The sequence below is a fragment of the Lentilactobacillus kisonensis DSM 19906 = JCM 15041 genome, from assembly GCF_001434135.1.
Classification (GTDB): domain Bacteria; phylum Bacillota; class Bacilli; order Lactobacillales; family Lactobacillaceae; genus Lentilactobacillus; species Lentilactobacillus kisonensis.
On record NZ_AZEB01000009.1, the window covers coordinates 1 to 12,838 of the forward strand.

10 protein-coding genes are annotated in these 12,838 nt (G+C 41.9%); 3 read left to right on the forward strand and 7 right to left on the reverse strand.

Translation table 11 applies throughout. The annotated features are described in order from the left end of the window. Positions 1 to 540 precede the first annotated feature (540 nt). The 3 genes from FC98_RS05970 to FC98_RS05980 form a co-directional block, all read right to left on the reverse strand. Positions 541 to 2,379 (reverse strand): DUF5776 domain-containing protein, encoded by a 1,839-nt coding sequence (locus FC98_RS05970; RefSeq protein WP_056949317.1) that lies wholly within the window; start codon positions 2,377 to 2,379, stop codon positions 541 to 543. Between the two features lie 173 nt (positions 2,380 to 2,552). Beyond that, the gene (locus tag FC98_RS05975; RefSeq protein WP_008857539.1) at positions 2,553 to 3,887 is read right to left on the reverse strand and encodes an MFS transporter; all 1,335 of its coding nucleotides are present in this window, start codon (positions 3,885 to 3,887) and stop codon (positions 2,553 to 2,555) included. Between the two features lie 30 nt (positions 3,888 to 3,917). Continuing rightward, positions 3,918 to 5,987: a beta-galactosidase gene (locus tag FC98_RS05980; RefSeq protein WP_008857538.1), complete on the reverse strand. Its 2,070-nt coding sequence runs from the start codon at positions 5,985 to 5,987 to the stop codon at positions 3,918 to 3,920. Positions 5,988 to 6,459: 472 nt separating this feature from the next. On the opposite strand from FC98_RS05980, the gene FC98_RS05985 reads away from it, so the two are divergent. Then, positions 6,460 to 7,350 (forward strand): helix-turn-helix domain-containing protein, encoded by an 891-nt coding sequence (locus FC98_RS05985; RefSeq protein WP_008857497.1) that lies wholly within the window; start codon positions 6,460 to 6,462, stop codon positions 7,348 to 7,350. A gap of 209 nt (positions 7,351 to 7,559) precedes the next feature. After that, a complete protein-coding gene (locus FC98_RS05990; RefSeq protein WP_008857496.1) occupies positions 7,560 to 8,177 on the forward strand; it encodes a sugar O-acetyltransferase in 618 nt (205 codons plus the stop codon). Positions 8,178 to 8,301: 124 nt separating this feature from the next. Here the strand turns inward: FC98_RS05990 and FC98_RS05995 are convergent, their stop codons facing one another. Continuing rightward, positions 8,302 to 9,087, reverse strand: a complete 786-nt coding sequence (locus FC98_RS05995) for a carbon-nitrogen family hydrolase (protein WP_008857495.1) — start codon at positions 9,085 to 9,087, stop codon at positions 8,302 to 8,304. A 66-nt stretch (positions 9,088 to 9,153) separates the two neighbouring features. Next, entirely contained in the window at positions 9,154 to 9,435 is a 282-nt protein-coding gene (locus FC98_RS06000; RefSeq protein WP_054655635.1) for a SemiSWEET family transporter, read from the reverse strand. Positions 9,436 to 9,712: 277 nt separating this feature from the next. Between FC98_RS06000 and FC98_RS06005 the strand changes: the two genes are divergently transcribed. After that, a complete protein-coding gene (locus FC98_RS06005) occupies positions 9,713 to 11,383 on the forward strand; it encodes a glycoside hydrolase family 13 protein (RefSeq protein ID WP_056949318.1) in 1,671 nt (556 codons plus the stop codon). A gap of 82 nt (positions 11,384 to 11,465) precedes the next feature. Here the strand turns inward: FC98_RS06005 and FC98_RS06010 are convergent, their stop codons facing one another. Next, positions 11,466 to 12,470 carry a LacI family DNA-binding transcriptional regulator gene (locus FC98_RS06010; protein ID WP_373878905.1) on the reverse strand — a complete coding sequence of 335 codons (1,005 nt, stop codon included), beginning with the start codon at positions 12,468 to 12,470 and terminating at the stop codon, positions 11,466 to 11,468. Between the two features lie 36 nt (positions 12,471 to 12,506). Continuing rightward, entirely contained in the window at positions 12,507 to 12,818 is a 312-nt protein-coding gene (locus tag FC98_RS06015; protein WP_008857489.1) for a SemiSWEET family transporter, read from the reverse strand. Positions 12,819 to 12,838 lie beyond the last annotated feature (20 nt).

Sequence of the window (12,838 nt, forward strand, 5' to 3'; positions counted from 1 at the left end):
AGGTGTTGCACTTCAATTTTAAATCGAGGAAATTGATTTAATCATCTCAACGCAACCAAAGTACCCCAACGCCATTTAATTCAGGAATAGCAAGAAGGGCTAATTTATTAGTTATCAGCTAACTTCTGCAATCACTGTTTCACAGCCGCTACCTCTAGCTGAGTTGTGAACTGAAGTCTTGAACGATATCTATTTTCACGGCTTCGTGACTTCCTTACACCATGAACAAGCCCAACAAAAAAGCTGAATCAATCCATCTACGTATGAGTAGTGATTGATCCAGTATTTTAGTTAAAATTAAGTTTTTCATTTGATAATCGCCACAAACTTGTTAATCGCATCTTGGGCTTCAGGAATTGGAAACAGTGGAAAAACACGGTTCATTTTGGCGTAATTATAAGTCGTGACATCCCAAGCAAATTAACGTAACTAAACGAATAAATTTCCTTAAAGCAAAAAATGAAGGTCAAATCCAAAGTGGACTTGACCTTCATTTTTCGAATGTGAGTGTATTTATTCGCTGGGGTGCAAATCAAATAGTCACAAAGTATTGTTACAAAGCTTTATAGAATTCTGACACCTCCTTTTTTGTGCAGTGATAAAGGTACCATTTGTCAACTGTAATCGGGTAGTTTGCCCACTCTTAACAACTGCTTTGATCTTAACGATTGTTCCCTTTTTGAGATATTTCATCCGCTTGGCATTGCTAAAAGTCGGCTTGTTGTATTCGTACAAACCTTTTTTCACAACAGCCTTGTTAGTCGCGTGGTCATAGAACGTCTTGCTAATCTTAACTGACTTCGTAGCCGCTTTCAAACCGGTGATATATTTGCCGTCATTTAGCTGAATTCTTGTTATATTATCCCGCTTAACAACTTTTACGACTTTTAGAACCGTTCCCTTGCGAAGATAGTTGATGCGATTATCTTTTGTAAACACACCATTTTTGTATACGTACAGGCCTTTTTTATTAGTAACGGCTATTGTATTTCCTTTCTTCAAATTAGAACTTGTATAGTACTTATTTGAAGTAGTTGAAACAGATGTTATTGGCTTAACAGACGTATTCGGTTTACTTGGCGTAGCTGGAGCTGTAGTTGAAGGGCTACTTTGTGTCGGAGTTGTGGGTTGAACTGGCGTTACACTGCCACCATTATTATCAGGGACAGGCGTTGGCGTCGGATTTGGTGTAGGGGTTGGTTGTGGGGTCACAGCCTTATCTCCCACATCAATCGTTTCAACCCGAATTGAATTAGCCTTGCCAAAACCACCGCCGTTAGCAATTAACAACATCCCATTTGAGAGTGGTAAGAGTTGACGATTATAAGCTTGACCCGTTTTGGTATCAAAACTTTTACCAGCCCCAATACCTTTAAGCAAATCATCTTGACCATTGAATACAGTGACCCGACCATTATTACTATAGTTGTTAAATGCTAATTGGCCATCATTTAGAGTAACAATATATGGGGAACCACCATTTGTAATTTTTGTTCCAACATCCTTTGAATTCCAGACTTCAGGATTATCACTAATTTTTACGGCAGCACTCCCACCACCATTTTGCTCATATGTCATTGCATATTTGCCGTTGCTCATTTTAGCAACAATCGGCATTCCCGGTCGTTTATCGCCACCATCTTTGGCAAAATCAGCATCAACAAATACCGGATTCCAGCTGACACCATCGTTTGTAGTCTGATGAACGATGGTTTGAGATCCTGGAACGGTATTATCTCTTTCATCCGAATAGAAACAAATAAGTTTACCATTGTTTACCATGAAGAATGGCTCCCAAATCGGATCATCGTTAATCTCGTTTGTAGGATTATTGCCACCCACTGCAATCGTGCTCTTGTAATTCCACGTACTCCCAACATTTGTGCTGGTATACATCTGCAATTCCGTGTTGCTTAAGTCGTTGGGAGTTGCGTCACCTGCAATTAAGATTGTTCCCTTTGGCATATCACCAACCTGTTGGGGCAACTCATACAATTGTGGACAGTTGGCCATTCCCCAACCTTGATATTTAGTTTCAGTAACATTGCTCTTCCAGTTCCAAGTTGCGCCATTATCATCACTCTCATATATTGGAAATACCGGAGTTTGCCCATTTGCTGGTATTTGTTCGAAGGTTAAGAGCAGTTTACCATTATCATTAGGATTTGACTGATGCTCCAATTGAATTACCCGGGGTGACCTTGCCCCATAATCACGATTATTCAATAAGTGGCCACTACTTGGGAGCACTGTTTGATAAACAGTTACTGGTGAAATGGGTTGTGGCTTATCTGCTGCATTTACAGACACAGCGCCTGCAAATGTGATTCCAACAGAGAAACAAATCCCAACAACAATCTTTTTAACTAAGTTCGTCATCTAAAGTTATTCTCCTTTACTAAGACATCACAATAAATGTAACCGGATACATTTATTACATAGAAACAGGGAAATGAATTAGTCTTATTGGTTTATTCATTCCCCCGAATTTTGATACATTTTTCAATTTACATTCTAAAAATAAATCTGAATGAAACTATTGTCATTAATAATTACGCTTCGTCTTTCCCACCAATCTTGGCACGGTCTTCCTTGATGCAAAGAACAAGCAATGCACCAGCAAGAGCGATAACTGAAAGGATTGGTAAGATTGGCATGTATTCCTTTCCAACCATGTCGAACAGGATAGCACCCAAAACAGGGGCTAAAATCTGCGCACCAGTGTTGGCAAAGTTCAAGATACCAAGGTCTTTAGCAGAGTTCTCAGCACTTGGCAAAACTTCAAGGTTCAAAGCTTGGTCAACTGAGAAGAAGATTCCGGCACCGGTACCGGCGATAATGCCGTACCAGATCATTGATGAAGGTACTCGCCATACGAATGGCAAAATTGTACCAATGGCAGTTAACAATGCTGAGAAAGCAACTGGCCATTTACGAGTTTTGATTTTATCTGAAATTCCACCGGCAGTTGATGAGAACACGATGGCGGTAATCATTGTTGCGGTACCCATCCATGAAATGTATTGACCAGCTTCACTACTTGCAAGACCCATTCCACTTGTCAACACGAACACTTGATAAGTACCAAAGGCAGTAACAGTAATGTTGATCATCATCTTACCAAAGAGGGCAAGGTAGAAGTTACGAACATGATGAATCGGGAAGATAAATGCTTGAACAAAGCCACTCCAGTCAAGCTTTTGTTTAGGCATCCCCAAGCTTGATGGCTCACGCATAATGATTGCGGCAACTGGGCCAGAAATTAACATCAGGATAGCAAGTACATAGTAACCAGTGTTAACAAGACCGGGGTTAGCAGTGCTTAAGAAACGGCCACCAATAACTGGACCACCATATTGACCAATAACATAACCAATAGCGTAAATGGATGAAATCGTTCCACGGTGACTAGGAGCAACCCGGTCAGCGATAACAGCGATCAATGGTGCAACAATCATGTTAATGAATGTTTGAATCAAGCACCATAATACGATGAAGATTGGGAGTTGTGATTTGTCATTAACTAATCCAAGACCAACCATAACGGCTGCGGTTAATACAGAACCAACCACGATCCAAGGTGCCCGCCGACCCCAACGTGAACGGGTCAAATCAGATAAAGCACCAATGATGATAGTAGTAATTGTTGATGTAACAGCTCCTAACGTACCAAGTAAAGCAAGGAAGTTGTTAACTTGGCTACCAGGACCGCCAAAAATGTTAGCTAACTTTTGTGGGTTCAAGACTGAGTTCAAACCCATGAATGGTGCTAGCCAGAGTAAAGCACCAAGTCCTACGGCAATACCAATGTATACTGGTGTTTTGGGCTGCTCGGCATTAGTTGTACCTGCATGCCAGGCAACAGCCCCATTATTATTTTCTTTCAATGTTCAATACCTCTTTTTTATTTTTGATTATTACTTTGTAGATTTGAAAATCTTAACAGACCAAGGATCTAACTCAAAGGTGTCTCCAGATGATAACTGCGTACTATCTTCAAGCTCTTTACCAGAATCAGACTTGAAGGTTACTTGTTGCTTTTCTTGTGAGTAATTGAAGTAGAAGTCTAACGTATCGTTATCCTTCGTGACCAATTGCTTGTTGATGATTGGGAAAGTTTGTTCTTGGCGAGCAGTCCACAAGTTGGTGTCCTTTAAAATGTACTTGTAGAGTTCTGTAATTGACTTTTCGTTTAGATATGAACCAGCATAGAAGGCCTTACCCTTACCAAATTGATTTTCAGTAATGGCAGCATACTTACCCCAATATGGATGGTCGTACGTTGCGAGTGCCTTACCAGTGGTTGGGGTTAATAATTCAGCCCAATACTTAACTGGTTGTGCGTCGATTCCCTTCAGTTCGTCAGTTCCGGTAATGGTCATTTCCTTTGCGGGTTTGCCAGTACCGTAATTGCGATCTGGTTCAACAAAAAGCTCATATTCTGTGCCAACTGCTTTTGAAATAATGGCTGGTTGCGTTTCAGTTCGCACTTTAACATCTTGGTTTGAAAATCCAGAACGGAATGAGTAAACGATGTTACCGCCGTTCTTAACAAAATCATTGAGTTGCTCGAGCTGTTCGTCAGTTGCTGAATAAAGCATCGGCACAATTAATAAATCATAATTATCATTGCTAATTCTTGGATCACCAATTTGGCGAATATCTGCTTCAACGTTCAACTTATACAGTGGATCATAGTATGAACGTAAAACATCGTTATATTGGTGTTCCCCAGTTTTATCAAAGATGGTATTTTTGTACGGGAACCAATCAACGGCACTCAGGGCTTGATTGCTGACAACGAATGCTACCCGGTTATTCTTGTGAGTTTCTAGGAAGTTATCACCAATCTTGCTGAGTTCCTTACCAATTGTCTTAGCTTCGTTGTAAACGGGATTGGGTTTGTAATCATGGCCCAGCAAACCTTTCCAATATGTCTCAAAACCATTGGAAGTTGAAGCCCAATGCCAATAGCTAACCATGTTGGCGCCAGAAGCAATGTGTGAAAATGCCTGAAGTTTAAGCTGACCTGGATACGGAACCCAGTGACGGAATGCTTGGGCTTCAGTCTCCATGACGATGTAATTTTTATCTTTCGTTGAGCGGGCAACATCACCAACAAAGGCAATTTCAATTCCTGTCAAGTTATCTTGCGTCGGATGGTAAATATCAACCGCAGTGACATCGAAGGCCTTAGATACTTCAAAATGATTGGAATCGGCATTAAGCCCATATGATTGTTTCCGCCATTCCATGTCAAAGTTGTTGGTAACAAATTGATCGTCACGCTTATAATCGTTGACAATGTTAACCTGCCAATTCAAGAAATCGGTTACAAGAGTTCGTTTAAAAGCTTCAAATGCGGTCCCAAGGCTCCCGTTAATGGTTGAATTGATTGGTGGAAAATCTTCCCAACTATTAATCCGGTTACTCCAGTAATCCAAACCATAAGCATGGTTCAATTTATCAAGGTCACCGTTAAACTTCTTTTTCAACCATTTCTGGAAGGCAATGTATACGTTATTGCTACTCGTATCAAAATGTTTAGTTTCGTTATCAACTTGGAAACCGATTACATTTGGTTTGTTAGCAGTGCGTTCAACCATCTTCCGAATGATTCGTTCAGAAAGCACTCTAAAGGTTGGATTGCTGATATCGAAGACTTGTCGTGGGCCATACTCATGCTTGCCAGTCTTGTCGGTCAACATCACTTCTGGATACTTCTTAGCCATCCAAGTTGGAATGGCGTAAGTAGGCGTGCCAATGATGACATTAATGCCAGCTTTTTGCATGGCATCAACAACCTTGTCCAACTTGGTAAAATCAAAGATCCCTTCTTGAGGCTCATAGGTGCTCCAAGTACTCTCGCCAATTCGAACAACGTTGAGGTTGGCATCCTTCATCATTTGAATATCTTTATCGAGTCGCTCGTATGGCAGATATTCGTAGTAGTATGCGGAACCATACAAAAAGTTTTTGAAATTCATTTAGTGATCCTCCTAAAAATAAGTGAGCAGATCCAGGCGATTAGAAACCGGAGCGTAAGTCTCCTTGGAGAGAAATTCCTGGGTTTGGAATTTTTCTCCAAGGTGCTTACGTGTAGGTTTTTGCCTGGAGGAGCTGTCCTAATAAAGTGAGCGGAGTCAGATTTCTGTCTGACGCAGCTGTCCTGAAATAAAGTGAGCGGAGCAAAGCGGTTAGAAGCTGGAGTCTAAGCTTGCTTTGCCGAAAATCCTGGGTTTGGATTTTGGGTCAGGTAGGCTTAGGTGCAAGCTTCTGCTTTGCACAGCTGTCCTAAATAATGCTTGATGCGGAAAGCGCTTTCTCATCGGTTTTTATTATTGCATTTTCTCTAGCAGTCTGTATATTACCCCATCGACTTTAAATTTATCCAAATATGACATATAATGACTACAAGTGATTGTTTGAACTTACTGTCGCGGCATTGGAGGGCTATCCATGGATTTCTTAAAAAACGCAAAAAGATTGCCAGTCATTGACTGGAATCTGACATTTTTTGGTGCTCATGAACAGAAAGTCGGTGAGGATTGGGTTGTTCCGGTTGAAAAGCACTATGCATTTGAATGTATTTTTGTCTTAAACGGCGAAGAATACGCTAATATTCACTCTGAAGACTATACACTAAAGCAAGGAGACTTTTTTATTATCCCACCTGAGTTTCTTCACCAAGTCTCGGCAGGCAAGGAGCTTAAATACTTTTGTTTTCATTTTGATATTGATGATCCTAATCTAAAGGTTCAATTAATCAATGGTCTAAAGTACTACTACCCCGCGACTTCTAAGTTATGTAAGCAAGTGACCCCACACTTGTTAAAAATGGACTCCCTCATAGCAGATGGCGAATTCAGCTTTGATACCAAGATGATTATTCAAATTGAGCTTTCAAAAATTCTTCAATTTTTCTACCATGCTGCTAGGAAACAAATTGGTAAAAGTACATCCACGCAAGCCGAATATTCAAGAATGATTGCTGACTATATGAAGGGAAAACTGACTAGCCAAGTTCTCGGATATATTAAGAATGGCTATCTACCAGAAGAAAAGCCGGTGATTGTTGAAGACGCCATCAATAGTGTGGGAATTAGCAGTGGCTATGGCTTTAGAATATTTAAGGAAACATATGGTATATCACCAAGAGATTACCTATCCAAGCTAAAAATCAATGAAGCCAAGAAGTTACTCATGAAGCCCCGTTATTCCATCAGTGAAATCGGCTCGTCACTTGGCTACAGTAATCTTGCAAACTTTAGCCGCCAGTTTAAGCGCTGGACCGAAATATCCCCTCATGCATTTAGAAAAAAAGCAAAAGTCGCGATTCGAACCCATTAGATTGAGGTCGGATAAGGATAAATTTATATCATGTCTTGCCTATCAACGCTTGGATTGACGTATATAATCGGCTAAATAATGTATATTTATTAAAGCCCAAGTTAGTCTATAATTTATGCACAAAACAAGGGCCAATATTCCACTCAATTCGACAAGCGCTTACATTTCCTTTAGAATTAAATTATTAAACAAATTATTGGAGGATTATCATGACTGCAACTGAAAAAATGCTCAGCGGTAAAATCTACGATACCAGCGATCCAAAATTAGCTGACGAACGGGTGGCTGCCCATCGGCTCTGTCAACAATATAATAATTTAGGCGAAGAAGAAGTTGATCAGCGCAACGCCATTTTAAATGAGCTGTTACCCAACCATCAAGAAGGAACCTTTATTCAGGGGCCTATGTACTTTGACTACGGGAAATACACTGCGACCGGCAAAAACTTTTACGCCAACTTTAATTTTACCGTCCTAGATTCAGGCCCGATTAAAATTGGCGATGATGTCCTCATTGGTCCTAACGTGACGCTGGTGACCCCCGTTCACCCCTTACGATTCCAAGAACGGAATATAAAAGTCAATGCAAACGGTACCCAGTATGATGACGAATACGCCAAGCCCATCACGATTGGCAACAACTGCTGGCTCGCTAGCAACGTGACCGTCGTCGGTGGCGTGACAATTGGGGACGGCTGCGTGATTGGTGCTGGCAGTGTCGTTACCCGTGATATTCCAGCAAACTCACTCGCCGTTGGTAATCCCTGCAAGGTGATTCGAGCGATTACTGAAAAAGATGATATTCACCTAAAAAAAGACCTCTTTTAAAATAAAGTACCAAGCAAAATTGAGGAAATTTCCTTAATCTTGCTTGGCACTTATTTGGTTTTATCCTAAATTCAATAGACGACCTATTTTTCTATATGTCGTGTGTATCAATTACTTAACTAAATTAGCGATACAATTCCGGTCGCCGATCTTCAAATACCGGCATGAAGCCACGGGCATCATCAGTTTCGTTAGTATCAATCGTTACCGTTTTGAGTTGTGGCCGATCGTCTAACGTCACGATTTCATCGCCCATTGGGTTATAAATGCCTGAATGCCCACCAAATGGATTATCTGGATCACTACCAACGCGGTTCACCGCAACGACAAAGCTTTGATTTTCGATTGCCCGGGCTGCTAACAATCGCCGCCACTGATTCATTCGACTGGTTGGCCATTCAGCGGGAACAAAAATGATCCGACTGTTGTCCAAGCTCAGCGTCCGCAGCCATTCTGGAAACCGAATGTCGTAACAGATCACACTGGTGGCGTCGATTCCTTTTAATTGAAAGTGATCTTCTTGGTGGCCGGCAGCCAGGTACTTATCCTCATTCATTAAACCGAACAGATGTACCTTATCGTATGTCGTCAGTAAATGCCCATCCGAACCAAAAATATAGGTCGTATTGTAAAAGGCCCCATTCTTAGCGGTTGATACTGACCCACCATGAACGGTAATTTGATATTTCCGTGACAGCTTCGCTAATAATGCTTGGGTCCGATCACCATTCTTGTCCGCAACTTTTTCCAGCCGCGTTAAATCATAGCCGGTGTTCCACATTTCAGGAAAGACGACAATATCTGCCCCCGCTTCAGCAGCTTGTTTAACCGCTGGTTCGATTTGGGCAAAATTTTGATCCGGATCACCAAAAAACACATTTAGTTGCGCAAGTGAAATGGTTATTTTCATGTACTGGCCTCCTACTGCTTTTGCAGTATTATAGCACTCATTTCGAATCCATCGTATTCAAGGCCATCACATAATCACCGTAAGCGCTGTCAAAATGCCAAAAATAATTCCCGGAAAGTTAGCAATAATTACCCGCCAATCTTTATGAGGCTTTAACCAACCATACCCCACCCATAGCGCCGCGTTCAGTGATGCGAATAGCGGTTGCATCGGCGACACTGGGTTTCCGTTTAAGTTAGCGATTATTTGACCAATATAGGATACATACATAATTAAGCAGGCAACGGTCGCAAAATCACCCACAAATTTAACTTCTTCTAATCGATTAACTTCCCTTTTAGCTCTCATTAAGCTCACTCCCCGTTATTATTTAGCGGTACTAAGTTTCTACTTGGCGCTGCTGTTTTATTTTGATTGGTTACAATGACTATCGAATAATCAGTATCATAGCAGTAATCAGCTTATATGACCCATCCTCAGTATCTTTGGCGATCAACTACCAGCTGTTATTATTTGTGTTGACAAAGTAATGGAAACGGATACAATACAAGTTGAGTAAACGCTTACGCACATCATACCAATTACCGGATTTTTTGTCAAAATATCAATTAGGGAGTGCAGTCACATGAGAAAATGGTGGGAAAAAGCAGTTATCTATCAAGTTTATCCAAGAAGCTTTCAGGACAGCGATAACGATGGTATTGGGGACCTCGAAGGAATTATTCAGCGGCTACCCTACATCAAAAAGTTAGGAGCAGATGTTATCTGGATGAACCCCATTTACAAATCACCTGACCGCGATAACGGCTACGACGTCAGTGATTATGAGGATATTCAACCCGTATTTGGTGATATGGCTACCTTTGATACGTTACTGACAGCCGCCCATAAGCTGGGAATTAAGATCGTCATGGATCTGGTGGTAAACCACAGCTCCAATCAACAGAAGTGGTTCGTTGAAGCAAAGAAGGCCAAGGATAACCCCTACCACGATTACTATATTTGGGTTGATGGTAAACCAGATAAATACCCCAACAACTGGGGTTCCTACTTTAGTGGCCCAGCTTGGACCTACGATCAAAAATTTGGTCAATACTATATGCACCTCTTCGCCAAAGAACAGCCAGAACTCAACTGGCGTAATCACAATATGCGCCAAGACGTTTATAAAATGATGCGTTGGTGGCTTGATAAGGGGATCGATGGCTTTCGGATGGATTCGGTTAGTTTACTGGATAAACCGGATGGCTATCCAGATGCACCTAATCCTGGTCATGCATTGTACGCAGATGCCCAATCAACGGTCGCTGACGGCAAACGGCTCGGTGACTATTTTAAGGAAATGAATAAGGAAGTCCTTAGTAAGTATGACATGGTGTCGATCGGTGAAATGGACGGCTCCAAGATTGAGGATGCCAAAGAATACACTGACCGTGACAATCATGAATTAGATATGATTTTTCAATTTGAACACGTCACCTTGTCACCAAACAAGGATCCTCGGTTTGGTAAGTGGAACGACGAACCCGTCAAGCTAACCGATCTAAAGGCTTCTCTTTCTAAATGGCAAACTGGGTTAAACAAAACTGGGTGGAATAGCCTCTACTGGAATAACCACGACCAGCCCCGCGCCGTTTCGAGATTTGGCAATGATTCAACGGACTACCGGGCCCTTTCTGCCAAGATGCTGGGATTGACGCTTCACATGATGAAAGGGACACCCTACATTTACCAGGGTGAAGAACTAGGCATGACAAATTGCCACTACACGGCTATTTCACAATACCAAGATCTTGAGTCCGTCAATGCGTACAACGAGCTGGTCAGAAAAGAAAAGATTATTGATAAAAATACGATGATGAAGTATCTTGCAACCATGTCTCGGGATAATGCCAGAACACCGATGCAATGGGATACTTCTGAGAATGCTGGTTTCAGTAAAGGAACCCCTTGGATGGCAGTTAACCCTAATTATCGAACCATTAACGCTGCCAGCCAAGTGGCCGATCCCCATTCAGTCTTTGCCTTCTATCAAAAACTGATCAAGCTCCGCCACACATCCGACCTAGTCGTTTATGGTGATTACAAGGAACTAGATCCCGACGATAGCCAGGTGTTCGCTTATTTGCGGGAATACCAAGGGCAAAAAATGTTAGTTATTAGCAACTTTACAGCCGATACGGTTAACCGTGACTACGGACAAACTCGGGATGATCAGTTGGTTATTTCTAATTACCAGGACGACCAATTAACTGAATTGCGGCCATATGAGGCAAAGACCTATCTTTTGAGCTAACGGGCTTTAGGAATTAATTTCTAAAAATAGGCATCGACCGGAAAAATCCGACCGATGCCTATTGACTGTATCCTAACTTCTCTTAGTCTTGTTTTGTCGTGTTACGCGTCTCTATCTCAAATGGAATCGTAACCGTCTCAATCTTATTATGACTATCTTCAAGCGCCATAAACTCACGCACCGCCCGTGTCCCCATCAACTGAAAGTTCTGGGTGACGCTGGTCATCTTGGGGCGGCTCTGCTCACATAGTTCAGTTCCATCAATGCTAATTAAACCGACTTGCTTAGGAACCTGAACCCCTAAGTCATGAAAGCCATTTAGTAATCCCAACGAGACCTCGTCGCTCGCACCAATGACGGCATCAACTGATTGTTCATTAGTGTAATACGTTGCAGCAGTTATTCCTGAATGATAACTAAAATTACCGGAATGGACGAGTCCTTCAGCTGCTTTCATATTAGCCTCTTTCAATGCTTGGCGGTATCCTTGATATCTTTGCAGGCCGACATAATCACGCTGAACATCCATCCCGGCCAAGCCAATTCTTTGATAGCCCTTATCAATCAAAAACTGAGTTGCTTGATAGCCAATCTGGAAATCATCAGACGAAATATAAGAAACGTCGTGTTCCGTGGCAGAACCAACTACCAGTGCACGAATATTAGCGTGATTTAGAATGTCGATAATTGATTGGCTGGGTTGAATCGACAAGAACAACAGGCCAAAGACCCGCCGCTCAATCATATCCTGAACGATCTTAGTCAAACCCTGTTCATCATCACGCTTACCAATCATGATAATCACGTCCAGCTTATCAGTGGCCGCTTGCCCCATAATCCCTTTAATTAATGGTTCGCTAAAATGGGTCTCTGAATTCGTATAAACCACGCCAAACGTATTATTACTCTGACGGGCAAGGTCTGAAGCCGATCGATTTTTATAATAGCCGATGTCATCAGCGATTTGCCTAACCCGTTTGGCGGTTTCCTCACTGTAGCGGCCCCGGCCGTTTAAAATTCTCGAAACCGAAGCCACTGATAAACCGGCAATTTTTGCGATGTCAGCAATTTTTGCTTTCAATGTCATTGCTCCAATATAATTATTTTGATCCACTCACGATAATTATAGGATAGCAGTAATTGCCGCCACAAACCCAAATATTACTCCGGGAATGTCAGCAATAATTAAGATCCAATCCTTCTTGGGCTTAACCCAGCCATAGGCAACCCAAAGTAACGCGTTGATTGCCGCGCAAAACGGCTGAATAAACGAGGACGGTTGCCCGTTCAGGTTCCCCATTATTTCTCCTATGTATGAAATGTACATGATCATATTGGCGACGGTCGCAATGTCACCAACAATTTTATCCTCACTAAAAACTTGTTTACTTCGATGTAACGAATGGCCGCCTGGGTGGCTCAGTTGATTTTGCACGAAATTCCTCCCTGGATTCT